Annotated in this window: 22 protein-coding genes and 1 pseudogene; 5 read left to right on the top strand and 18 right to left on the bottom strand. The window is 62.4% G+C overall.

All coding sequences use genetic code 11. From position 1 onward, the window contains the following. Positions 1-1,224: a M20 aminoacylase family protein gene (locus DMX11_RS02525; protein ID WP_110743059.1), complete on the bottom strand. Its 1,224-nt coding sequence runs from the start codon at positions 1,222-1,224 to the stop codon at positions 1-3. A gap of 1 nt (position 1,225) precedes the next feature. After that, on the bottom strand, positions 1,226-2,527 hold the full coding sequence (locus DMX11_RS02530; RefSeq protein ID WP_110743060.1) for an MFS transporter: 1,302 nt from the start codon (positions 2,525-2,527) through the stop codon (positions 1,226-1,228). A 372-nt stretch (positions 2,528-2,899) separates the two neighbouring features. Between DMX11_RS02530 and DMX11_RS02535 the strand changes: the two genes are divergently transcribed. Further along, positions 2,900-4,030, top strand: a complete 1,131-nt coding sequence (locus DMX11_RS02535) for a porin (protein ID WP_110743061.1) — start codon at positions 2,900-2,902, stop codon at positions 4,028-4,030. Here the strand turns inward: DMX11_RS02535 and DMX11_RS02540 are convergent. From DMX11_RS02540 to DMX11_RS26015, 3 genes and pseudogenes are all read right to left on the bottom strand, one after another. Then, positions 4,007-4,432: pseudogene (locus DMX11_RS02540) on the bottom strand (LysR family transcriptional regulator); the annotation flags it as partial. The gene DMX11_RS02535 and the pseudogene DMX11_RS02540 sit on opposite strands and share 24 nt — an antisense overlap. Before the next feature lie 107 nt (positions 4,433-4,539). Next, positions 4,540-5,040: a peroxiredoxin gene (locus tag DMX11_RS02545; protein ID WP_110743062.1), complete on the bottom strand. Its 501-nt coding sequence runs from the start codon at positions 5,038-5,040 to the stop codon at positions 4,540-4,542. 103 nt (positions 5,041-5,143) lie between these two features. Then, on the bottom strand, positions 5,144-5,284 hold the full coding sequence (locus DMX11_RS26015) for a hypothetical protein (RefSeq protein ID WP_177410701.1): 141 nt from the start codon (positions 5,282-5,284) through the stop codon (positions 5,144-5,146). A 396-nt stretch (positions 5,285-5,680) separates the two neighbouring features. Here DMX11_RS26015 and DMX11_RS02550 point away from each other — a divergent pair, with 396 nt between their 5' ends. Both DMX11_RS02550 and DMX11_RS02555 read left to right on the top strand, forming a co-directional pair. Continuing rightward, complete coding sequence (locus DMX11_RS02550) at positions 5,681-6,664, top strand: DUF1852 domain-containing protein (RefSeq protein WP_110743063.1); 984 nt, start codon at positions 5,681-5,683, stop codon at positions 6,662-6,664. 26 nt (positions 6,665-6,690) lie between these two features. Continuing rightward, positions 6,691-7,725, top strand: coding sequence for a methionine synthase (locus tag DMX11_RS02555; RefSeq protein ID WP_110743064.1), 1,035 nt, complete (start codon positions 6,691-6,693; stop codon positions 7,723-7,725). Between the two features lie 118 nt (positions 7,726-7,843). Here the strand turns inward: DMX11_RS02555 and DMX11_RS02560 are convergent, their stop codons facing one another. The 11 genes from DMX11_RS02560 to pedF all read right to left on the bottom strand — a co-directional run bounded on the left by DMX11_RS02560 (position 7,844) and on the right by pedF (position 19,218). Then, on the bottom strand, positions 7,844-8,458 hold the full coding sequence (locus DMX11_RS02560) for a hypothetical protein (RefSeq protein ID WP_110743065.1): 615 nt from the start codon (positions 8,456-8,458) through the stop codon (positions 7,844-7,846). A 559-nt stretch (positions 8,459-9,017) separates the two neighbouring features. Continuing rightward, complete coding sequence (locus DMX11_RS02565) at positions 9,018-10,682, bottom strand: NahK/ErcS family hybrid sensor histidine kinase/response regulator (protein WP_110743066.1); 1,665 nt, start codon at positions 10,680-10,682, stop codon at positions 9,018-9,020. Then, positions 10,666-11,829, bottom strand: coding sequence for an alcohol dehydrogenase-like regulatory protein ErcA (gene ercA / locus DMX11_RS02570; protein WP_110743067.1), 1,164 nt, complete (start codon positions 11,827-11,829; stop codon positions 10,666-10,668). Before ercA ends, DMX11_RS02565 begins: the two co-directional genes overlap by 17 nt. Positions 11,830-11,918: 89 nt before the next feature. Then, positions 11,919-12,191: a pyrroloquinoline quinone biosynthesis peptide chaperone PqqD gene (gene pqqD, locus DMX11_RS02575; protein ID WP_110743068.1), complete on the bottom strand. Its 273-nt coding sequence runs from the start codon at positions 12,189-12,191 to the stop codon at positions 11,919-11,921. A 51-nt stretch (positions 12,192-12,242) separates the two neighbouring features. Beyond that, positions 12,243-12,314: a pyrroloquinoline quinone precursor peptide PqqA gene (gene pqqA / locus DMX11_RS02580; RefSeq protein ID WP_003243383.1), complete on the bottom strand. Its 72-nt coding sequence runs from the start codon at positions 12,312-12,314 to the stop codon at positions 12,243-12,245. A gap of 231 nt (positions 12,315-12,545) precedes the next feature. Next, a complete protein-coding gene (locus DMX11_RS02585; protein WP_110743069.1) occupies positions 12,546-14,066 on the bottom strand; it encodes an aldehyde dehydrogenase family protein in 1,521 nt (506 codons plus the stop codon). Between the two features lie 126 nt (positions 14,067-14,192). Then, the gene (gene pedH / locus DMX11_RS02590) at positions 14,193-15,980 is read right to left on the bottom strand and encodes a PQQ-dependent alcohol dehydrogenase PedH (RefSeq protein ID WP_110743070.1); all 1,788 of its coding nucleotides are present in this window, start codon (positions 15,978-15,980) and stop codon (positions 14,193-14,195) included. A 133-nt stretch (positions 15,981-16,113) separates the two neighbouring features. After that, a complete protein-coding gene (locus DMX11_RS02595) occupies positions 16,114-17,046 on the bottom strand; it encodes a quinoprotein relay system zinc metallohydrolase 1 (protein ID WP_110743071.1) in 933 nt (310 codons plus the stop codon). A gap of 40 nt (positions 17,047-17,086) precedes the next feature. Beyond that, a complete protein-coding gene (locus tag DMX11_RS02600) occupies positions 17,087-17,854 on the bottom strand; it encodes a quinoprotein dehydrogenase-associated SoxYZ-like carrier (RefSeq protein ID WP_110743072.1) in 768 nt (255 codons plus the stop codon). 21 nt (positions 17,855-17,875) lie between these two features. Then, complete coding sequence (locus DMX11_RS02605) at positions 17,876-18,751, bottom strand: ABC transporter substrate-binding protein (RefSeq protein WP_110743073.1); 876 nt, start codon at positions 18,749-18,751, stop codon at positions 17,876-17,878. 5 nt (positions 18,752-18,756) lie between these two features. Continuing rightward, complete coding sequence (pedF, locus tag DMX11_RS02610; RefSeq protein WP_110743074.1) at positions 18,757-19,218, bottom strand: cytochrome c-550 PedF; 462 nt, start codon at positions 19,216-19,218, stop codon at positions 18,757-18,759. 254 nt (positions 19,219-19,472) lie between these two features. On the opposite strand from pedF, the gene exaA reads away from it, so the two are divergent. Together exaA and DMX11_RS02620 are read left to right on the top strand one after the other, a co-directional pair. Then, complete coding sequence (exaA, locus tag DMX11_RS02615) at positions 19,473-21,368, top strand: quinoprotein ethanol dehydrogenase (protein ID WP_110743075.1); 1,896 nt, start codon at positions 19,473-19,475, stop codon at positions 21,366-21,368. Positions 21,369-21,434: 66 nt separating this feature from the next. Then, the gene (locus DMX11_RS02620) at positions 21,435-22,094 is read left to right on the top strand and encodes a pentapeptide repeat-containing protein (RefSeq protein WP_110743076.1); all 660 of its coding nucleotides are present in this window, start codon (positions 21,435-21,437) and stop codon (positions 22,092-22,094) included. Positions 22,095-22,538: 444 nt separating this feature from the next. Here the strand turns inward: DMX11_RS02620 and DMX11_RS02625 are convergent, their stop codons facing one another. Then, positions 22,539-23,177 (bottom strand): response regulator transcription factor, encoded by a 639-nt coding sequence (locus tag DMX11_RS02625; protein WP_110743077.1) that lies wholly within the window; start codon positions 23,175-23,177, stop codon positions 22,539-22,541. Continuing rightward, positions 23,177-24,451, bottom strand: coding sequence for a histidine kinase (locus DMX11_RS02630; RefSeq protein WP_110743078.1), 1,275 nt, complete (start codon positions 24,449-24,451; stop codon positions 23,177-23,179). The genes DMX11_RS02625 and DMX11_RS02630 overlap by 1 nt, the downstream gene beginning before the upstream one ends. Positions 24,452-24,566: the final 115 nt, after the last annotated feature.

The raw sequence follows: 24,566 nt of genomic DNA on the forward strand, positions 1-24,566 counted from the left end.
CTACGGCTGCGGTGCTGGCTGCCCACCGCCGGACGGGGCCGACTGCAGGTAATCTTCGACCCACTTCACCCAGCAATCGGCACCGATCTTCACCAACGCATCGTTGAAGTCGTAGTGTGGATTATGCACCGAGCACCCATGGAACTCGCCCGTACCGTTGCCCAGCATGAAGTAACAGCCAGGCCGCGCCTGCAGCATGTAGGCGAAGTCCTCGGTGCCCATCACCTTCTTCGGCATCTTGTCCAGCAGCGCACCGTCGGCAAATAACGGCCGCAGGCTCTCACGCAGCCATGCGCTTTCATGTTCGCTGTTGCACAACGCGGGTGCCAGCTGGGTGAACTCCACATCGATCTGCACGCCAAAGCTTTCGGCGTGGCCTTTGGCCAGGGCTTCGATGCGGCTGTTGATCTTCTGCTGGGTCTCAGCCGTGTCGGTGCGGACGCTCAGCAGCATGCAGGCTTCGTCGGGGATGATGTTGTAGACGGTACCGGCCTGGATCATGCCGATGCTGATGACCGCATACTCCTCGACACTGAGGTTGCGCGACTTGATGGTCTGGATGCCACCGATCAGGCTGTTCAACGCCATCACCGGGTCGACCGAGAGCTCCGGCATCGCACCGTGGCCGCCCTTGCCGGTGATGCGCACGCTGACCCGTTCGGAAGACGCCATGGTGGGCCCGGCCTGCACCACGCAGGTACCCACTGGCATGCCGGGCATGTTGTGCAACGCATACACCGAATCACACGGGAAGCGCTGGAAAAGGTCGTCGTCGATCATCGCCTTGGCCCCGGCCAGGCCCTCTTCGTCCGGCTGGAAGATCAGGTTCAAGGTGCCATTGAAGTTACGCGTGGACGCCAGCCGTGCGGCAGCGGCCAGCAAAATAGCGGTGTGCCCGTCATGACCACAGGCATGCATGCGGCCGGGGATCTTGCTGGCATGCGCGAAGGGGTTCTTTTCACTCATGGGCAGTGCATCCATGTCGGCACGCAAGCCGATGCTGCGCGGGCTGTCGCCCACTTTAAGCACCCCGACCACACCGTGCCCGCCCACATTGCGATGCACTTCATAGCCCAAGGCCTGCAGCTTGTCGGCGACCAGGGCCGCGGTGTCCGGGGTTTCACCGCCCAACTCGGGCGCTGCGTGGATCTGCCGGCGCAGCATGACGAACTCGTCCAGCTCGGCGATCGGCTGCCGAGGTTGATTGCTCTGCACAATACCCATGTCATTCGCATCCTTTGTTTTCAGGGAAGTAGTTGAGGCAAGCCAGGCTCACAACGCCGCCAGCCACCAGGAACCAGGCCGGGGCCAAGGGAGTGCCCAGCGCCGCGATCAGCCAGGTTGCCACCAGCGGCGAGAAACCGCCGAACAGGGTGACCCCCAGGCTGTAGCTGACCGAGGTGCCGAACGAGCGGCGGGCTTTCGGGAAACCCTCCATGATCAGTGCGAAGAACGCACCGGCACCGATGCAGGTCGGCAGGATCAGCAGCGCCACGCACATCATCGCCAGGGCCATGTGCTGCACATGGCCGAGCAGGTAGAACACCGGCAGGGTCAGCACCACCGGGGTGGCAACCGTCCACACCAGCAGGCGTTTGCGCAGCTGGTACTTGTCGGCGAACTTGCCCGCCAGCGGGCAGATGAGCGCCATGCAGCCGCTGCTGATACAGGCAATCGCCATCGCGCTGCCTGGCGGATAGTGCAAGGCTGTGGTCAGGTAGGTGGGCATGTAGAACACGAACAGGTACATGCCGATGGTTGAACTGGCCATCAGGCCGATGCCCTGGGCGATGCGCTTGACCAGTTCGGCGTCCAGCCCCTGCTGGGCCTTGTGTGCCGACGCCGCTTCATGGGTTTCCGGCAGGCGCGTGCGAATGTACCAGCCGACCGGGCCGATCAGCAGGCCGAAGATGAACGGGATCCACCACCCCCAGCTGTCCAGGGCAGCGGGGTCGAGCAGCTGGCTGAGGGCCAGGCCAAAGCCGGCTCCCACCAAAGCGGCGTAGCCTTGGCTGGCCGCCTGCCAGCTGACGCTCTGGCAGCGTTTGCCGACCGTACTGGACTCCATCAGGAACACCGACGCGGTACCGATTTCCCCCCCGGCAGACATGCCCTGGATAAGCCGCCCGGCCACCAGCAACAGCGTGGCGAAAATGCCAATCTGCGAATACGTGGGGGCAAACGCGATCAATGCGGTACCCAGGGTCATCAGCCCGATGGTCAGGCTCAATGCCGCCTTGCGCCCATGCCGGTCGGCGTAGCGGCCAATGACCATCGCGCCGACCGGGCGCATCAGGAACCCGACACCGAAGGTGGCCAGCGACATCAGCAGCGACGCCATCGGCGAGTCGGAGGGGAAGAAATGCTTGCCGATCAGCACAGCGAAAAAGCTGTAGATCGTGAAGTCATACATTTCCAGCGCGTTGCCCAACGAGCAGGCGATCAGGGTCTTGCGGGAGGAAGAGGCTTGCGCGGTCGAATGCGTGCCCGTCTGCAGGATCGGCGGTGCAGGTAGCGGTCTGGTCATTGTTATCTCCGTTGGCAAATCGCGGCATGCAGCGAATATCGGCCAATCAGGCCTTCAACACACTTGCAGTTTCGGCATATGGCTAACCAGTGGTTAATTGACCGATGCGGCCGCTGGCCAATTTGCCCTGAACTGGCGCACGGTTCGCCATGCCTTTGCGGCCTGCCCCGTAATCGCTCACAGATCCACAGCCACAAGGCGCCTTGCGGAAAGCGCGCAGCCTGTCTGGAACAGTCATGGTTGCCAGTCCGATTGCCGGGCAGGCCCCCGATTAACCAAACGGCATGGCCGGGCCGAATAGGCAATCACGCTGCAACGTGGAGTTCACCGACGCTACAGCCACCACATCACCGTGCTGGCCTGGAGTCGTGAATGATTACTCGCACTACGTCGTTGCTGTTGATGATCCAAGGGGCTTGCCTTGCCGCGCAGGCACAGGCCGAGGGCTTTCCGACACTCGCGCGGATTGCACCGGGTTTTGGTTATTACGGGGTGGACTACGGTTTCGATGACAAGCTCAAGGTCTATGGCACCGTCGACGCCTTCGCCAGCTATCACGACTCCCAGCACCACACGGGCTACAAGCTGGCCGGTGGCGGCGCATGGACCAACAAGCTCGGGCTGTATGTGCGCAAGGGGCTTAGCGCTGAAAGCGCGCTGGAACTGGTTGTCGAAGAAGGCTTCAACGTCAACGGCAAGGCGCTGGACAGTACTTGGGACAGCATCGGCAGCCTGCGCCTGGCGGCAGTCGCCCTGCGCTCGAAGTCCTTGGGCAAGCTGGAGTTCGGCAAGACCTACAACATGGGGACCCCAACGTACGCTGACCCGTTCCTGGCTACCTACGGCTCGCCCTACACCTACATGGCCCTGCCAGCTGGTGGCAAGGGCGCGTTTTACCTGGACATGCGCCCCAAGCACACCCTCGCCTACACCAGCCCTAACCTCAACGGCTTCAGCCTCGGCACCGCGGTAAGCTTCGGTTTCGACGATGTCACCAGCCAGGGCCGCACCCTGCGTGGCGGCGGCGCCCGCCTGCAATACCGCAACAGCCAGGTGATGCTGCTGGGCTCCTACAACCTGTACTACAGCGACCCGTGGGACGACGCCGGCCACTCGCGCCAGACCGCCAACCACTTCAAGAGCCTGTCGGCGTTCTACGACTTCGGCCCGCTGGCCACCAGCCTGACCTGGCAACGCCAGGACGTGGACCAGGCCGGCACGCCCAGCACAACGCTGTATACCTTCGGTGTAATGGCCCCGGTCGGTGAGCTGGACGTGCTACGCCTGGCGCTCATGCAACGCCAGGTCACGGCCGACGACAAGGACGCATTCGGGGTAATGCTCGGCTATGACCACTTCATTACCCCGCGCTGGGCCGTGTATGGCCGGCTGGGCATGATCGCCAACCAGCGGGCATCGTCGGTCACCTACGCCGGCACCCCGTTGGACCAGGTGGGCGACAACCCGGCCAACCTTGCGCTAGGCATGTACTACCACTTCTGAGGCGACCGCGCGGGTTTGCCTCAGCACCTGCCCGCGCAAGCTGTGGAACAGCTCCTGGGCAGGTGCGGTGAGGCTGTGGCGGTCTATGCAGACCAGGTTGATCGGATAGTCCGGGATCAACTCCTGCACCGCCATGGCCACGTACTGCGAATCGAGGCCGAAGGTGAACCCCTGGTCTACTGCCAGCTCACTGATGGTCATCAACGACTCGGTATTCTTCAACAGCTTGAGCGCCATCATGATCGACGTGCACTCAACGGTGTTCTGCGGTACCCGCAGGCCGTTGGCCTCGAACAGCTGGTGAAATTGCGAAGCCTGGTCGGTCAGCTCGTCCAGGCTGATCCAGTGCCCGTACTGCAAGGTCCGCAGCGATTTGGCGAACTTGTGCTGGTTCGATGCATGGCGAGTTGGTGAAGTTCCAACCGTCTGTACCTTATTCTTAGCGTGGGCGGTTCGAAATGGGCGTCGGTGGCCCGACACGGCCTGGGTGCAAGGCCGGGGACGTGCTGCTAGCGCAATGCTGCCAGCAGGCTCGACGCATCACTGACTTCGAACTTGCCAGGTGCTTCAAGCGCAACGTAGGTGACCACCTGATCGTCGACCACCATCGCATAGCGCAGCGAACGGCGGCCCATACCGCGCGCAGAAAGGTCCTGCAGCAGCCCCAACGCGTCACTGAAATCGCCATTGCCATCGCCAATCATGCCCACTGCATCGGCTACCTGCAGGCTGTTGCCCCAGGCGTTCATGACAAAGGCGTCGTTCACCGAGACACAGAGGATTTCGTCAATGCCAGCTGCGGACAATGCTTGCGCCGCAGCGACATAACCGGGGACGTGGCGTTCGGAACAAGTAGGCGTGAACGCTCCCGGCAAACCGAAAATCAGTACTTTTTTCTGCTTGCAACGCTCGCGGATGGAAAAGGCCCTGGGCCCGATCGCGCAGGCCCCCGCGTCGTTGTTGTACTGGTAAAGGGTGACGTCGGGCAGCTGATCGCCAACTTTGATCATCGCGGTATCCTGGGTAAGTTGATGGCCGAGCGTCACATGATGCCGCAGGTCACCAAGGCAGGTACACAACGCTCTCGCCAGAACCGCTGCACCAGCCTGCAATTCACAGCAGCAGAATCGCCTGGTCATGGTCGATGGCGGGAACAGGCACCTGACCACGGGTAACCGCCAGCCATGCGCGCATGCGCTCGGTATCGAAAATCTGCCCTTCCTCCATCATCACCAGGATGAGCGATTGGGACATTCGGTAACACCCGCATCGGGCACAACGCCGCTCTTCCCATCCAAGGGTGCACTCAACGGATTCCGCCTGCCCTGCACAGATCAGACAACTCATGTAAGCCCCCTTTTATTGTTCTTCCATGGGAGGTGGGTACCAACGCATGAGCCCGTAATGGCTCTCGTTTGACATGAGATATTCATGCCAACTCAAAATTCCCTCCCTTTTATCAGGAAATAATTCGCGATGGCGTCATGAGAAAAACTAAATGTTTTCTGAATCATCTTCAATTTCATTCATGCAATGACCCTGCCTAGAATAGGCTTCGATCACGGACAACAGACGACCGAGCCTTCAGCCTTGCGCATGCTGCCGCGCAGCAATGAAGCATCTCGGCGCAGGTATCAGGACACCGAACACATGAACGAAGCACCGACATTCATCGTCACGCGCACCCCTTTCGATGAGCACTATCACCCCGGCGAAAACACCCGCATCACCACCAATTTCGCCAACCTGGCGCGGGGTTCGAATCGCCAGGAAAACCTGCGCAACACCCTGAAGATGATCGACAACCGTTTCAACGCCCTGGCGCACTGGGACAATGCCGACAATGATCGCTACAGCCTTGAGCTGGACATCATTTCGGTCGCACTGCGTCTGGGTGCCGAGCAGCACGGTAGCGCCCTGCCGCTGATCGAGATCCTGAAGACCCATATTGTCGACCACAAGACCGACACCCGCCTCGAGGGTATGGTCGGTAACAACTTCTCCTCGTACGTCCGCGACTACGACTTCAGCGTCCTGTTGCTGGAACACAACAAGGGTCGGCCAACTTTCAGCACACCCGACAACTTTGGCGAGCTGCATGGCAACCTGTTCAAGTGTTTCATCAACTCGCCAACCTACAAGCAGCACTTCAACAAACCACCGGTCATCTGCCTGAGCGTGTCCAGCAGCAGGACCTACCACCGCACCGAAAACCAGCACCCGGTCCTGGGCGCTGAATACCTGCAGGACGCCTATTCGCTGACGGACGACTACTTCAACAAGATGGGCCTGAAGGTGCGCTATTTCATGCCGCCGAACAGCGTGGCGCCATTGGCCTTTTACTTTGCCGGTGACCTGCTGGCCGACTACAGCAACCTTGAGCTGATCAGCACCATCAGCACCATGGATACCTTTCAGAAGATCTATCGCCCCGAGATCTACAACGCCAACTCTGCGGCCGGAAAGTCCTACCAGCCCAGCCTGAAACACCAGGACTATTCCCTCACGCGCATTGTCTACGATCGCGAGGAACGCAGCCGCCTGGCGATCGAGCAGGGCAAGTTTGCCGAAGAGCAATTTGTCAAACCGTACCAGGCCACGCTCGAGCAATGGTCCGCTCGATACGCCCGCTGATCACTTCACGTACAAGGTTACCGCTGATGAACACCCTGCTTCCCACCTCCACTGCCGGCAGCTTGCCCAAACCTTCGTGGCTGGCCGAACCGGAAACACTCTGGTCACCCTGGAAGTTGCAAAATGCGCAATTGATCGAAGGCAAACAGGATGCCCTGCGCCTGGCCCTGCAAGAACAACAGCACGCCGGCATCGATATCGTCAGTGACGGCGAGCAGACACGCCAGCATTTCGTCACCACGTTTATCGAACACCTTGCCGGGGTAGATTTCGCAAAGCGTGAAACTGTCCGGATTCGCGACCGCTACGATGCCAGCGTCCCCACGGTCGTCGGCGCTGTCGCCCGCCAAAAACCGGTGTTCGTCGAAGACGCCCGGTTCCTGCGGCAGCAAACCACCCAGCCGATAAAGTGGGCGCTGCCCGGCCCCATGACCATGATCGACACGTTGTATGACAGCCATTACAAGAGCCGGGAAAAGCTCGCTTGGGAATTCGCCAAGATTCTCAATCAGGAAGCCCTGGAACTGGAAGCGGCCGGCGTGGATATCATCCAGTTCGACGAACCCGCCTTCAATGTGTTCTTTGACGAAGTGAATGACTGGGGCGTGGCTACCCTGGAACGGGCCATTCAAGGCCTCAAGTGCGAAACGGCCGTGCACATCTGTTACGGCTACGGCATCAAGGCCAACACCGACTGGAAAAAGACCTTGGGCTCGGAGTGGCGGCAATATGAAGAGGCCTTCCCCAGGTTGCAGCGCTCCAGCATCGATATCATTTCGCTGGAGTGCCACAACTCACAGGTGCCGATGGATCTGCTCGAACTGATTCGTGGCAAGAAAGTCATGGTCGGCGCCATTGACGTTGCCAGCCATGGCATCGAAACGCCCGAGGAAGTTGCCGACACCCTGCGCAAGGCCCTGCAGTTTGTCGACGCTGACAAACTTTACCCGTGCACCAACTGCGGCATGGCGCCCCTGCCACGCCGGGTCGCCAACGGCAAGCTCAAGGCGCTGAGTGCAGGAGCAGCCATCGTCCGCGCAGAGTTGGCGAACCGCCGCTGAAGGCAATATAGCCACAAGACGTCGGTGGCGCAATTCATCACCCGTCATCAACACGCTGCGAACCAGGCGACCGGTTCGCAGCGTATCCGCATTCCCGCTAGGGTTCACGTTCACGCATTCAGCAAGGGATACCCGCCAGCGGCCATGCGGGTGCTTGGGTTTCTTGGGCTTGGGCGCGTTGACGTGCCCACTGGGTCAGGGCTGCCATCAGGGCAAAGCCCAGCAGGATCATGACCGGATAGGCCAGCAACAACTCGGTCAGCGAATACTTCCAGGCCAGCGGCCGGCCAACCCCCAGCATCGCTGCGTACAACCAGGAAACACCCGACAGGGCGCCGGAGAACAGGGCGAACAGGCGCACGCCGATATTCAAGTCGATCAAAGAACCGGCCTTGAGCAAGGCCGGCAAGACATAACGGTGCAACAACAGGCCATTGAACGTCAGCAACAGGACAATAATGACCTTCGCGTGAAGTTTGGGATTGGCAAAGTAGTTCATGCCTTTTTCAAGGTAGTCAATACCAATCACGGCAGCGCCGGTCAGCCACAACCCTAACAAAGCATAGGTCACAGACTTCTGTAACCGCGCCATGTGCTTACCGTCATGGCCGGCCTGTTTGTGGCCTTTCAATAAGTCCCTGACCATCTCGGCATCACTGGTAAACACCAGGCCGATGGCAATGCAACAGGCCAACAGATGAACATAAATCACCGACAGCCGCACCAGTTCCATGGATTCTTTTTGCCCGAACAGGCTAATAATTGTATTAAACTCCACGTCGAATTCTCCACGTAATACATCAGCGCCCCATAGCCGTGCGACAGGCGTGCGAACCCCTTGATCGCAGCGGCAAACGCCAAATCATATCGTTAGTTTGAACAGCGGATTGTCTTACCTAGGCGTACAGCGGCTCAACCGGATGAGCCTCGGTTGGGCATGGGCATTACTCCACTTTCAACGGTAAAAAAAAGCCCCATGTGCATCCCTGCGATGCAGATGAGGTTGAACGTCCTTTACTTTCTGGGGAGTGGGCAAAGTGCAGTTCCAGTGGAACACACCTGCTGGCAAATAAGAGCCGCCAGCGAGCGAATCGTTCATATTTCATACAGCACCACCGACCAGCGGTATTTAAAGTCGCGTTAGTTAGTTTGCTAACTTCTTGCAAGCTGACCGATTGGGTAATTTTTTGTCGGGAGTTGGATCCAGACCAGGCAGCGCCTACACATTGCTCTAACCCGCTGCATACAGAACGCCGCCCCGGAAAGAACAGCGCCAACCTGCTCAATGGTACTTACCCCAACAGCTGGCTCAACACCGCGCGCAATTTGCCTGGTTTCACCGGTTTGTTCAGTAAGGGTGCGCCAAGTGTCAGCAGGGCCTGTCGGCATTGATCACTGCGATCGGCAGTGATGATGACTGCCGGTATCGGGGTGGCAAAATGCTCGCGTAAATGCCGCACCACCTCGCAACCCACCACGCCGTGATCGAGATGGAAGTCGGCCAGGATCAACTCCGGTGCCCGCCCCTGTAGCGCCTGCATGGCCGCCGCCTGGTCGGTAGCCGTAACCACCTCGCAACCCCACTGCCCCAGCAGCGCACCCATGCTTTGGAGGATGCTCACTTCGTTGTCCAGCACCAGCAGGCGCCGGCCCGGCAGCGGGTTGCCGGCGCTGGGCTGCGGCGCGGCCTGGTGTGCCGCCTGCGGTACTTCTTGGCCAATCGGCACTTCGATGCTGAACATCGAACCCCGCCCCGGCCACGAGCGCACTTCGATCCGGTAGCCGAGAATCTTGGCGATCCGCTCGACGATCGCCAAGCCCAGGCCCACGCCCTTGCGGTCCGCCGCACGGCCAACGTCCAACTGGTTGAACTCGAGGAAGATGGCTTGCAACCGGTCCTGCGCAATGCCCCGCCCGGTGTCCCATACCTCCAGGCGCAGGTGTTTGCCGCGGCGCCTGGCGCCTAGCAAGATCCGACCCTGATCGGTGTAACGGCAGGCGTTGCTGAGGAAGTTACGCAAGATGCGCGTCAGCAGCCGCAGGTCAGTGCTGATGGCGTAGTCGCCAATGCGCGCATGCAGCTTCAGGCCTGCCGCGTCGGCCACGGAACGAAACTCCGAAACCAAGGGCGCGTACAGTTCGTCGAGGCGGTACACCGCCACATCCGGCTTGACCGCTGCCTGGTCGAGTCGGGAAATGTCCAGCAGGTCGGTCAGCAAGTCCTCGGCACCCTCCAGGGCCTGGTGGGTACGCTCCACCAATATGTGCTCGGCGTCCGGCAAGGGCCGTTCACGCAAGGTCGAGATCAGCAGGCGGGCGGCATTCAATGGTTGCAGCAGGTCGTGGCTGGCGGCCGCGAGGTATTTGTCCTTGCTGCGGTTGGCGGCTTCGGCGGCATCGCGGGCCTCGAGCAATTCGTCCGTTCGCGCAGCGACCCGTTGCTCCAGTTCGTCATTGAGTTGTTGCAAGCGCTGCTGCGCCTGCTTGCGCTCAGTGATGTCGGCGACAAAGCCTTCCACCAGGCCTTCCTGGCCGGGCTTGAGCAACAGGTTCATCAGCACATCGAGGTAACTGCCGTCCTTGCGCCGCAAGCGGGTTTCATAGCCATGCAGGCTATGCTCACGGGCGAGGATCGCCGTGATGGCGTGCAGCTCCTGGGCACCGCCGTCGAACAAGTGAGCGGCCAGGTCAGTCAGCGAAAACAGCACTTCCTGCGGGTCGTCGTAGCCCAGCATGCGTGCCAGCGCCGGGTTGGCGGCACGCATGCCGTCCTGCAGGCTGGCCTGGAAAATGCCGTGCACGGCGTTTTCGAACAGCCATTTGTAGCGGTTGCGCTCGGCCTCAAGTTCATCCAGGCGTGCGGACAGTTCCGGGTAATGGCTTTTGCGCGCCGAGTGATCACCCAGCCCCAGCAGCCCGGCCAGCGCCCGTTGCTGGTCCTCAGAGGGCCTCGCCATAGACCACCTCGACATCCCGCTGGCTGGACGCGCGGGGGTTGGTGAGGATGCACGGGTCATCCATCGCATGTTGCGACAAGAACGGAATATCGGACGTGCGCACCCCGTGCAGGCCCAAGGTTTCATGGAAGCCGATGGCATGTTTCAGGGCAATCAGGTGCTCCACCAGGCGCCCGCAGATCTGCCGGTGATTGAGACCACGGCAGTCAATGCCGAACACTTCGGCAATTACCTTGAAACGCTCCGGCGCCGAGCTGTAGTTGAACGCCACCACATGCTCCACCAGCACCGCGTTGCACAAGCCATGCGGCAGGTCGAGGAAGCCGCCCAGGCTGTGCGACATGGCGTGCACCGCGCCGAGAATCGCGTTGGAAAACGCCAGCCCCGCCTGCATGCTGCCGAGCATGATCTTCTCGCGCAGGGCGATATCGTGGGGGTTGGCGATCATCTCCACCAGATTGCCGTTGATCAGGCGCATGGCTTCCAGCGCATGGGGGTCGGTCAGCGGGCCGTGGCCAGTGGACACAAAGGCCTCGATGGCGTGCACCAGCGCATCGATGCCGGTACACGCCGACAGGAACGGGTCCATGCTCAGGGTGGTTTGCGGGTCGATCAGCGACACGTCCGGCACCACCGCCTTGCTGACGATGGAGAACTTCATGCGTTCCTGCTGGTTGGAAATGATCACGAATTGCGACACGTCGGCCGAGGTGCCGGCGGTGGTCGGGATCAGGATCAGCGGCGGGCTCGGCACGCGGATCATGTCCACGCCTTCGAACTCGAGGATGCTGCGCCCGTGGGCGACCACGATGCCGATGGCCTTGCCGCAATCCATCGGGCTGCCGCCGCCCACAGCGACGATCACATCGCAGTGGTTCTGCCGATAGATCTCGGCGCCGAGCATCACCTCCTCGACCCGCGGGTTGGGTGATACGGCAGTGTAAAGGCAATAGTCGATACCCTGCCCCTGCAGGCTGGCCTCGACGTCGGCCACCCAGCCAGCGGCGATCACGCCGGGGTCGCTGACTACCAGGACCTTGCGCGCACCAAAGGTCTTGGCGTAGTTGGCAACATTGTGTCGGCAGCCGGCACCAAAGATGATTTCAGGCGAAACGAACTTGCGAAGCGGGCTGAAAATCTGGCTCATCGTAAAGCCTGTTTTTATTGTTCTGGAAGGTAACCGCCAGCGTAAAGCATCCCGCAGCGAAAGCAACCAGACCAAAGCGGGGCAAGCGCTCATTCGATCCACGCCTTGGCGCGGGCCACCTCCAGGAACGCCAGGACGTCCTCGTCAAGGCCGGGTACGCCCGGGAAACGCTGCGCCAGGCGGTCGATGATCATTGCCACGCTACGCTGGCCATCCAGCAGCTCCAGTACCCAGCCGGCACTGGGGTTGAGCTCGATGATGCCCCCGGGGCACAGCAGTACATGGCGCGCCTGCAAAGGCTCCCAGTGCAGACGCAGGCCTTTGCCCAGGGCCAGGGCCTGCTGGCGATCGATCAAGTTCACAGGGGCATCCGGTTTGAAGATCCGGCCATCGCAAGGATGGCCGGAGGGGCATCAGCGATTGGCGAAGTACATCGTCACTTCGAAGCCAATGCGCAGGTCGGTGTAGGCGGGTTTGGTCCACATAGGGGCTAGTCCTCTTCTTGTGCCGGAGAATTCCGGTAGAAGCATTAATGCACGGGGGGGAACTGGGGCGAATGCTACTTTGGAACGAGCTTGCGGGGTGCGATGGTACGAGTAGGCATTGGCGAGTGCCGGCCTCTTCGCGGATGAACCCGAGCCCACAGGTCCTGCGCCGGTTCTGGAACCAACGGTGAACCTGTGGGAGCGGGCGAGCCGCGAAGGCCCCGACCCGGCTTAGAAGAAGCCCAACGGGTTGATGTCGTAGCTCACCAGCAGGTTCTTGGTCTGCTGGTAATGGTCCAGCATCATCTTGTGCGTCTCACGCCCCACGCCCGACTTCTTGTAGCCCCCAAACGCGGCATGCGCCGGGTACAGGTGGTAGCAGTTGGTCCATATCCGCCCGGCCTTGATCCCACGGCCCATGCGGTAGGCGCGGTTGATGTCGCGGGTCCACAGGCCGGCACCAAGGCCGAATTCACTGTCGTTGGCGATTGCCAGGGCTTCAGCTTCGTCCTTGAAGGTGGTGACGCCCACCACTGGGCCGAAGATTTCTTCCTGGAACACGCGCATCCGGTTGTGGCCTTTCAGCAGGGTCGGCTGGATGTAGTAACCGGTGGACAGGTCGCCCTGCAGGCGCTCGGCAGCCCCGCCGGTCAGCAACTGTGCACCCTCCTCCCGGGCGATCTGCAGGTACGAGAGGATCTTGTCGTACTGCTGCTCGGAAGCTTGCGCCCCCACCATGGTCTCGGTATCCAGCGGGTTGCCGCGGGTGATCCTGGCGATCTTCTTCATCACCTCGGCCATGAACGGTTCGTAGATCGACTCCTGGATCAGCGCCCGCGACGGGCAGGTGCAGACCTCGCCCTGGTTGAAGAACGCCAGCACCAGGCCTTCGGCCGCCTTCTCGATGAACGCAGGCTCGGCCTGCATGATATCTTCGAAGAAAATGTTGGGCGATTTGCCGCCCAGTTCGACGGTGGACGGGATGATGTTCTCGGCTGCGCACTTCATGATGTGCGAGCCCACCGGGGTGGACCCGGTGAAGGCGATCTTGGCAATCCGCTTGCTGGTAGCCAGGGCCTCGCCCGCTTCACGGCCAAAGCCCTGGACAATGTTCAACACGCCTGCCGGCAACAGGTCGGCAATCAGCTCGGCAAACACGGTGATCGACAGCGGCGTCTGTTCAGCCGGCTTGAGCACCACGCAGTTGCCGGCGGCCAGGGCCGGGGCAAGCTTCCAGGCCGCCATCAACAGCGGGAAGTTCCACGGGATGATCTGCCCGACCACACCCAGCGGTTCATGGATGTGATAGGCCACAGTGCCTTCGTTGATCTCGGCAGCACCGCCTTCCTGCGCGCGAATGCAGCCAGCGAAATAACGAAAGTGATCCGCCGCCAGCGGCACGTCGGCGTTCAGGGTTTCGCGCACGGCCTTGCCGTTGTCCCAGGTTTCGGTAACCGCCAGCACTTCCAGGTTCTGCTCGATGCGGTCGGCGATCTTCAGCAGTACCCGGGCACGGTCCTGCACCGAGGTCTTGCCCCAGGCGTCGGCCGCGGCATGTGCGGCATCCAGCGCACGTTCGATATCCTGGGCGGTAGAACGGGGGAATTCGCCAATCGGCTGGCCATTGACCGGCGAGCTGTTGGTGAAGTACTGGCCAGCCAGCGGCGCCACGAACTCGCCATTGATGAAGTTGCCGTAGCGGGGTTTGAAGGATACGACGGCACCTGGAGTTCCGGGTTGTGCGTAGATCATGCTGAGCCTCTGCGGGTCGATGCCTGTCCCACGACAGGCGATGCTTCAATGGTAGAAAGCCCCGCGTGCCGGGCGAATGCATCGTTGGCAGCGGGGCTCTCGTCATTTGGTAGTAGGGTCTGGGCCTCAGCGCTTGGCGCTTGCGGTGTGCTGCAACTGCTTGGGCAATTTGAAGGTCCAGAGCATGCCGCCCTGGTTGAAGTCCTTCACCCGCTTGGCCACTTCACCGCCCCACAGCGGCACCGCGCCGCCCCAGCCGGACACCACCGAAACATACTGCTCGCCGTCCATTTCCCAGGTTACCGGCGAGCCGAGCACGCCAGAGCCGGTCTGGAATTCCCAGACCTTGTCGCCGGTCTTGGCGTTGAACGCCTGCAAGAAGCCCTCCGGCGTCCCGGTGAACACCAGGTTGCCCTTGGTGGTCAGCACACCGCCCCACAGCGGCGCGTAGTTCTTGTGCCGCCACACTTCCTTGCCGCTGACCGGGTCGATGGCACGCAGCACCCCGATGTAGTCCTCGTTCAGTGGCTTGATGGTGAAGCCGGCACCCAGGAACGCCGCGCCCTTTTTGTAGGCAATCCCTTCGTTCCAGATGTCCATGCCCCACTCGTTGGACGGCACGTAGAACAGCCCGGTGTCTTTGTTGTAGGCCATCGGCATCCAGTTCTTGGCACCGAGGAAGGCCGGGGCGACGAATACCGAGCTGCCCTTGGCTTCACTCCCCGGCGCGCCCGGGCGGCTGGCTTCGTTGTAGATTGGCCGGCCATCCTTGTCCAGGCCGGTGGCCCAGGTGATCTTGTCGACGAAGGGGAAGCCGCGGATGAACTTGCCGTTGGTGCGGTCCAGCACGTAGAAGAAGCCGTTGCGGTCGGCGGTGGCGGCGGCCTTCACCTCCTTGCCGCCGTCCTTGTAGTTGAACGAGATCAGCTCATTAACGCCGTCGAAGTCCCAGCCGTCATGCGGCGTGCTCTGGAAGTGCCACTTGATGGTGCCGTCATCCGGGTTCAGCGCCAGACGCGACGAGGAATACAGGTTGTCACCCGGGCGCAGGTGCGAATTCCAGGGTGCCGGGTTGCCAGTGCCGAACAGGATCAGGTTGGTTTCCGGGTCGTAGTAGCCGCCCAGCCAAGGCGCGGCGCCGCCGGTCTTCCACAGGTCGCCAGGCCAGGTCTTGCCCGCCTCACCGCCGGAAATACCGTTCTCGATCGCCTTGCCGTCCTTGTACACATAGCCCATGTGCCCTTCCACGGTCGGCCGCATCCACAACAGTTCACCGTTCTCCGGGTTGTAGGCCTGGATCTTGCCCACCACGCCGAACTCGCCGCCGGCCACGCCGGTAATCAGCTTGCCGTTGACGATCATCGGCGCGGCGCTGATCGAGTAGCCTTCCTTGTGGTCGGCCACCTTCTTGCTCCACACCACCTTGCCGGTGTCCTTGTTCAGTGCCACCAGCTTGGCGTCCAGGGTGCCGAAGAACACCAGGTCGCCGTACAGCGCCACGCCCCGGTTGATCACGTCACAGCACGGGCGGATGTCGTCCGGCAGGCGGGCATCGTACTGCCAGAGTTTCTTGCCGGTGCGGGCGTCCACGGCGAACACCCGCGAATAGGAGCCGGTCAGGTACATCACGCCGTCCTTGACCAGCGGCTGGGCCTGCTGGCCGCGCTGCTTCTCACCACCGAAGGAGAATGCCCAGACCGGCCGCAGCTCCTTGACGTTGTTGCTGTTGAGCATGTCCAGCGGGCTGTAGCGCTGGCCCTGCACGCCCAGGCCATTGGTGACGATCTGCTGCGGGTTCTTCGGGTCCTGGAGGATTTCTTCATTGCTGACGGCGGCGTGGGCCGCGCCGGCCAGCAGCATGGCGCTGAGCACCAGGCTCTGGGCGAACGCGGGACGACGTGCGGATCGGGTCATGTCGGCTACCTTTGGTTTTTTTGTTGTGTCCGGGAAAATTTCCCGGTGTGCCGAGAATTCTTGGTCGCGGCCTGTTCGCCAACAATTGCCAGGAATGCGGAGTTTTCTAGTTCCTTGGTACAGGGCAGGCGCGTCAGTGCCTGGCGTCAACGCGCCGGAATTGTTGGCGCTCGTAACGCGGATACAGATGGCTGACACTGCGAATCAGCTCATACCGGGTCAGGCTGACCCCGGCAAACCGCTCGGGGATTGGGCTGCGGATCATCTCGGCCATGTCATCGCCACGCGCAGCGCCCTCACGCAGCAGGCTATCCAGCCAGCCCAGGTAATCGCGCATCTGCGTAAACGGCCGGGTGTCGCTGGCCACCGGGCCATGCCCGGGCACCAGCTGCTTCCAGGGCAGCGCCTGCAAGGTCTCGAGGTCCTTGAGCCAAACATCCAGCCCTGGGCTGTTGGGCGTCGTCAGGGCACGCTCGTAGAACACCAGGTCGCCAGCGAACAGCACCCCGGTCGATTCATCGAGAATCGCCAGGTCAGCGCCGGTATGCCCACCCAGCCCCAGCAAACGCAGGCGGTGCCCACCGACTTCATGGATACCGGGCTCCACTACCCGGCTCGGCAACACCACCTCGGTGCCCCGCATCCAGTCACCGACCAGGCGGTACATGTTCTCGGCCATGGCATCCCCCTGCTGACGCAGCAGCTCAGAGGTACCTGCCAAGGCGCCAATGGGCACATCGGCAAAGGCCTGGTTGCCCAGCGCGTGGTCTGGGTGATGATGGGTCAGCAGCACTTCGAGCACCGGCTTGTCGGTGACGGTGGCAATGGCTTGGCGCAACGCCTCGCCATAGCGCTTCGACGGCCCGCTGTCGATCACCACCACACCCGCGTCGGTAACGATGAACGCGGTGTTGACCACATTGCCGCCATTGGCCTTGGCAAAATTGTCGGTACTGCCTTCCAGCAACCAGGTGCCCTCGGCAATCTGCCGGGGCACCAGCCCGTATTCCAGGTTTGCCTGGGCCGGCAGCCCCAGGCACAGCAGCAACAGCAGGATCCAGCGCATGGCAGGTGCCTCGGGTCGGGTAAAGGGTCAGGCCTGGCGCTCAGGGCAGCGCCGCCTCGAACTGGTTGCCGCTGTTGTCCTGCAACAGCAGCCGGGTTGGCCCGGGGCCCAGGACATCGAAGCCCAAATTGGGGTTTTCGCTGACCGCCGGGTACAGTTCCAGGCTGGCCAGGGGCTGGCCATCGGCGCCTTGCAACTGCGCATGGTTGAGAAAGAATTCGGGAATACCACTGACCAGGCCGTTGTCCATCGGGTGGCTCACCTGCAAGCGCAAGCGGCTGCTATCGCCGCGTCCGTAGCGCCCACCCAGCACCTCGCCGAGGTGTTCCTCCCAGCCGGGTTGGGTGCGTACCACGCTGGGCGCAGTACAGCCGCCGCCGGCAGCATCGATCAGGGTAGAGCCGACATGCCACAGGCCGTCGCGGGTGAGCACGGCCGCGCGCAGCGGCGTGGCCTGCTCGATACGGATACGGATCGACAACCAGGGCAGCACACGCTCGCCGGGCCGAAAGTCGACAATGCGCGGCAACGGGTTGAGCTCCGCCCAGGCGATGATACGCACCACCTCGCCGGTAAACGCCCGGGCATCGATCTCCAGCGGCACCTGGCGTGCGTCCTCGGCAAAGGGTGGGGCCAGCAGCTTGACCCGGTCATCGAACACGAACGGTGCCTGGCCGAGCAGTTGCTTATGGTAGAAGTCCCACATCACCGACGGTACCGGGTCCTTGCTGGCACTGGGCTCGCTGGCCAAGGCCTGGGGCGCCCAGGGCATCCAGCACACCAGCAGGACAGTTGCTCGCCAGTTCATCCTCCACTCCTTCGATGAGCACTACCGATACATTTCCGGCGTCTGATAGCGCAGGCCGTAATGGGCATAAATCGCCTGCATCCGCCCATCCCGGATCAACGCCTCTAGCGCCTCCTCTACCGCATAGGCCAGTTGCCGGTTGCTTTCGTGCACCGCCATGCCGATCTCCCAGGCTTGCTTGCCAAGGTTCGGGTAAGCGTTTTCCGCCAACGCCAGTTGCGGGTCAGCGGCCTGGTGCAGTTGCCAGTCAACTTCACCACGCATCGCCATCACCGCATCCACCTGGCCGGCGTGCATGGCCGCAAAGGCCTGCTGAACGCTGGGGTAATGATGGGTTTTGGCACTGAGCATGCCGTTGAAAACCGAGGTCAGGTAGAACGACGGCACACTGTCTACCTCGACGCCGATCGGGTGCTGCTGGAACACGGCGACACTGGCCACCGAGGCCAACCGGCGGCGGTCGTAGGCCACTTGCCAGCGCTCTTCCTGATAAGGGCCGAACATCACCACCTGGCCGTTTTCCAGTTCACCCAGTTCGTTGCGCTTCTGCGTGTAGTCGTGGTCGTACGGCACCCGCATCATCAGGTCGGCCAACTGCTGGTGGCGCAGCGGGCTGCCGCGCCAAATGTAATCGCGCAGGTCGTCGTCGAGCTTTTCCCCAGGGGGCGCCCAGATCAATTGCAGGCGCACGCCCATGGCCTCGGCCAGCGCCTGGGCCAGCTCCACATCCACACCACGCGGCTGGCCGTGGTCCTGGAAGCTGTAGGGCGCAAAGTCCTTGTACACCGCCACCTTCAGCTCACCGGCAGCGATGATCGTGTCGTAGTTGCGCACCTGCGCCTGGGCCGCTGCACAGCACAGCAACAGGCCCGTGAACAGCACCGCCATCAGGCGCATGGCCGTCACTCCTCGACGTGCACGCTGTCCAGGTAAGTGCGCACCGCCCACAGGGCTTCCTGGCTCAGGTAATCGGCCATTTTCGGCATGTACACGCGGCCGTCGCGGACCGCGCCGTGGCGTACGCGCTCGACGAACCATTCATCGCCGGCGTCGCCGGCATCGAGCAGGCGCAGGTCGGGGGCAATACCGCCAGATTTGGCTTCCAGGCCATGGCAGGCCGCGCAGTTCTGGTTGTAGGCCGAGGCGCCGATCTCCACCGCTTTGTCGTGCTCAGGCGAACTGCGGTAAGGGTTGACCGCTGCCCAGCCGTCACCGTCCAGGCTCACGCCAGCGTCCTTGATCGGGGTCAGGCCCTGGGTCTCCACCGCCTGCGGGACCACATTGCCATGGGCCCAGGCCGTGCCGGTCAACACAGCCCCGGCCAACAGCCCTGCAGCAAGCAACACATTGCGTTTTATTGTCATTGTCATGCCCTCACCATTGCACGCAAAGCCTCAACCACAGAGGCCGTGCCGCCATCTTAAAAACACCTCGCAGGCGGCCGAATGCTGCTTTGGTGGCCGGGCCTTACTCCCTTGGTAGTAGGGCTTGTGGCGAACGGCCAAATGAGGTGCCGGCCGGGAACTCTTCCCGGCAAGGGCGGGATATTTTCCGTATCCCGCAAGCGCCACTGCGCCCCACCCTGTGCAGGCCAAAACCTCCATTGGGAACTGCAACCATGACAATAAGATCGCTACCCGCCCTTTCCCCTCTGGCCCTGAGCGTGCGCGTGCTGCTGATGGCCGGTAGCCTGGCCCTGGGCAGCGTGGCAACTGCGGCCACCCCCCCAGCGGCACCTGCCGGCAAGAATGTCACCTGGGAAGACATCGCCAACGACCACCTCACCACCAGCGACGTGCTGCAGTACGGCATGGGCACCAATGCCCAGCGCTGGAGCCCGCTGGCCCAGGTCAATGACAAGAACGTGTTCAAGCTGACCCCGGCCTGGTCGTACTCCTTCGGCGATGAGAAGCAGCGCGGCCAGGAATCACAGGCCATCGTCAGCGACGGCGTGGTCTACGTCACCGGCTCGTACTCGCGGGTATTCGCCCTCGATGCCAAGACCGGCAAACGCTTGTGGACCTATAACCACCGGCTGCCCGACAACATTCGTCCGTGCTGTGACGTGGTCAACCGCGGGGCGGCGATCTACGGCGACAAGATCTACTTCGGCACCCTCGACGCGCGGGTCATCGCCCTCGACAAGCGCACCGGCAAAGTGGTGTGGAACAAGAAGTTCGGCGACCACAGCGCCGGCTACACCATGACCGGTGCGCCAGTGCTGATCAAGGACAAGACCAGCGGCAAGGTGCTGCTGATCCACGGCAGCTCCGGTGATGAATTCGGCGTGGTCGGCCAGCTGTTCGCGCGGGACCCGGACACCGGCGAAGAGGTGTGGATGCGGCCCTTCGTCGAGGGCCACATGGGCCGCCTGAACGGCAAGGACAGCACCCCGACCGGCGACGTCAAGGCGCCGTCCTGGCCGGACGACCCGACCACCGAAACCGGTAAGGTCGAAGCCTGGAGCCACGGCGGTGGTGCCCCTTGGCAAAGCGCGAGCTTCGACCCCGAAACCAACACCATCATCGTCGGCGCCGGCAACCCAGGCCCCTGGAATACCTGGGCGCGCACGTCCAAGGACGGCAACCCGCATGACTTCGACAGCCTGTACACCTCTGGCCAGGTCGGTGTCGACCCGAGTACCGGCGAGGTCAAGTGGTTCTACCAGCACACCCCCAACGATGCCTGGGACTTCTCCGGCAACAACGAGCTGGTGCTGTTCGACTACAAGGACAAGGACGGCAAGGTGGTCAAGGCTACCGGCCACGCTGACCGCAACGGTTTCTTCTACGTTGTCGACCGCAACAACGGCAAGCTGCAGAACGCCTTCCCCTTCGTCGACAACATCACCTGGGCCAGTCACATCGACCTGAAGACCGGGCGCCCGGTGGAGAACCCCGGCCAACGCCCAGCCAAGCCGCTGCCGGGGGAAACCAAGGGCAAGCCGGTTGAGGTGTCGCCGCCATTCCTGGGCGGCAAGAACTGGAACCCCATGGCCTACAGCCAGGATACCGGCCTGTTCTACATCCCCGGCAACCAGTGGAAAGAGGAGTACTGGACCGAGGAAGTGAACTACAAGAAAGGCTCGGCTTACCTGGGCATGGGCTTCCGCATCAAGCGCATGTACGACGACCACGTGGGTACCCTGCGCGCCATGGACCCCTCCACCGGCAAGCTGGTGTGGGAACACAAGGAGCACCTGCCGCTATGGGCCGGGGTGCTAGCAACCAAGGGCAACCTGGTGTTCACCGGTACCGGCGATGGCTTCTTCAAGGCCTTCGACGCCAAGACCGGCAAGGAATTGTGGAAGTTCCAGACCGGCAGCGGCATCGTCTCGCCGCCCATCACCTGGGAACAGGACGGCGAGCAGTACATCGGCGTGACCGTGGGCTACGGCGGTGCAGTACCACTGTGGGGCGGCGACATGGCCGAGCTGACCAAACCGGTGGCTCAGGGTGGTTCGTTCTGGGTGTTCAAGATCCCGAGCTGGGACAACCAGACTGCACAGCGTTGACCTGCAGCGGGGAGCGGCCTGCGCCCCTCCCCGTTTCTGACCTTGACCTGCCCAGAGGCTTTCACCATGAATTACCTGCCCTTTACCTTGCTGCTGGCGCTGTCCCCTGCCCTGGCAGTGAACGCCGACGACGCCGGCAACGATGCCCCCTTGGTCATCGACGGCTGCGTGATAGCCGAAGCCAGCCAGTGCCCAGGGGCCAACCTGCGCGGCGCCAACCTGGCCAACCAGGACCTGCGCAAGATGAACCTGGCCGGTGCCGACCTGCGTGAGGCCGACCTGCGTCATGCCCAGCTGGACCTGGCAAATCTGGAAAAAGCCCGCCTGCAAGGTGCCAACCTGACCCGCGCCAGCCTGCAACAGAGCAATCTGCGCCTGGCCGACCTGAGCAACAGCAAGCTGGTGGCCATTCAAGGCTGGGGCTTGTTCGCCCAGGGCGCACAGTTTGCAAAGGCGGACTTGCGCGCAGCCTACCTGCAGTTCGCCAGGCTGTCCGGGGCAAAGCTGCAGCAGGCCAACTTGCAGGCGGCGGACCTGGAAATGGCCTGGTTGAGCAAAGCCGATCTGCAAGAGGCCAACCTGGGCGATGCCAACCTACAGGAGGCCAAGTTTGGCCAGAGCAACCTGGCACGCGCCGATTTGCGCGGGGCGCGGCAGCATTACGGGAACTTTCAGGAGGCCAATATGGAGGGGTGCAGGGGTTGCCCTGAGACCTGGGACAAATGAGTGAGGGGTTCGCCGTGGCAGGTTCAGGGCCTGTGAGATCGAGCGCCGCCACAAAAACCAAGCCGTGCACCCGGTGGCCTTGTCGCAATCTGCAATTGCAGGGGGTGAGTAATGGCTTGGTCCACCTGTCGGGTGGGCCAGTAGCGGCTGGTAGGTGCATGCCTTGAGTTGTTCGTCGCCTGTGAGATCGAGCGCCGCCCGCGCGGCGCATCGCGAGCTGCGCTCGCTCCTACCTTTGTTTCGGGCTAGTCACGCCTGTGACAGGCGCGCGCGACCGCCTTGTTCGTTCGACGCAATATCGCGCCATGCGCCAAGGCGTACGCGCGCAAATCCCCCAGGCGTAACTGGCCCGAAACAAAGGTAGGAGCGAGCGCAGCTCGCGATGCGCCGCGCGGGCGGCGCTCGATCTCAGAGGCGCTGAACCTCCAAAGCCAGGCGCTCACCTCACCCCGCCACCCGCACCACCCCCAGGTCAATCCCCAGATGCACCAGCTCGGCATGCGAGCTGACCTGCATCTTGCTCTTGAGCAAGGTCAGGTGGTTGGACACGGTCTTGGCACTGATACACAACTGCTCGGCAATTACCCGCGCCGGGGTGCCCTTTGCCAGCATCGTGAAGATCTCCAGTTCGCGCTGGGTCATGCGCTGTAACCGCGGGTCACCCGTGCTTTGCTGTGACCTGCAAGCCAGCTGTGTGGCCAAGGGCTGTTCGATGTAGGCATGCCCGGCCAATACCCGCTGCACCGCCTCGATCAGCACCTCAGGCGCCGAGTTCTTGGTCAGGTAGCCCGAAGCCCCCGCCTCCAGCGCCTGGCGTACCAGCGGCAGCTCGTCGTGCATGCTGAAAAACAACACCCGCAACTGCGGAAGGCGCTGGCGCAGGCGACGGGTGGTTTCCAGGCCACTGATACCGGGCAGGCCAAAGTCCATGATCACCAGGTTGGGTACCTGCTCCTGCACCCTCGCCAGCGCTTCTTCACCACTGGCGGCCTCACGCACCTGCACCAATGGCAGCACCGCCCGCAGCAGGCTGGCGTAGCCCTGGCGGACCACGGCGTGGTCATCGACCAACACGATATTCATCACACCTCCTCCGGTATGTTAAGGGCCAGCGCCCAGCCAGCCCCCGGGCGGCTGAAAATGCGTAACTCCCCACCAAGGCTGCGGGCCCGCTCAGCCATCGAGTGCAGGCCTACCCCTGGGCGACGGGGCTGGCAAGCGCCACAGCCGTTGTCGCGAATGAACAGGCGCAAGCCCTTGGTACTGCGCTGCAGGCGTACCCGCACCTGGGTGGCACCGGCATGCCGGGCGACGTTGGTCAGCGCCTCCTGCAGCAAGCGGTACAAATGCGTTCTGCTCGCCCCAGGCAGCGCCGGCAGATGCTCACCAACCCGCAGCCGGCACTCGATGCCCTGGCTGGCCTGCCACTGGCTCACCAACAGCCCGAAGGCCTCGGCCAGCGGCATGTAATGCAGCGCCACCGGATATAAATTGTGCACCAGCGCACGAAAACCTTGCTGCAGCCGCTCGCAATTGACTTCAAGGGCGTGCGCCGTCTGTGTCACCCGTTCAGGCTGTTCGGCCACCATGCGCAACAGGCACAGCTGGGCACGCATGCCGGCCAGGTATTGCCCCAGATCATCGTGCAGGGTCTGCGCCAACTGGGTACGCTCCTGCTCCTGCACTGCCAGCAGAGCTTGAGTCAGTTGGGCATTGTCGGCCTGGGCCTGCTCCAGGGTTGCGGCCATGCGGTTGAAGTGTTTCGCCAACTGGCGCGCTTCCGGCAAGCCGGCCTCGCGCAGGCGCGCCGTCAATTGTCCGCCTGAGACTTGGTGCAAGGCCCCCAGCAGCTCATCCAGCAGGCCCATGGCCCGCCGCACCGCCCAGCGGATGGTCAACAGGCTCAACAACAATGCCAGCCCACAAACGCCTAGCAGTTGCTGCAGGGAGTCCCAGACTTCATCGATTTCATCCCGCGCATCCACGGCAATCAACACGCGGCGGCCATCACTCAAGTCCAGCAACCGGCTGCCTTGGTAACGCTCACCGACCAACTGGCGGCCAAGCCAGGCATCCATACCGGCCTCTTGCGGCAGCGTTGGCACCTCACCCGGTGCCAGCCAGTGCACACGCACATGGCGCAGGCTCTTGGTCAAACCGGGTTGCAGGCTTGCCGGGTCGCGTTCAGCGGTTTCGCCCAAGTACGCCAACACAGCCTCGGCTGACTGCAACTCACGCTCGACGTCGGCCACTGCCTGGTGCAACAGCACCCCGGCACAAGCCAGCGTCACCAAGGCGAAGCATAACGTGACCCAGAGGTTGACTCGCCACAGGGCCGACAAGTTGACAAGGCGCACAAGCGGTTCTCCTCAGGCCATTGGGGACCATCGTAAAACTGCGGCCCCCGCACTGAATTACTACCTTGGTACCGGCCGAGCGCTACTTTCTGCATATTTCCCGCTGCCGAAGGGC

The organism is Pseudomonas sp. LB-090624 (assembly GCF_003205205.1).
Taxonomy (GTDB): Bacteria; Pseudomonadota; Gammaproteobacteria; order Pseudomonadales; family Pseudomonadaceae; genus Aquipseudomonas.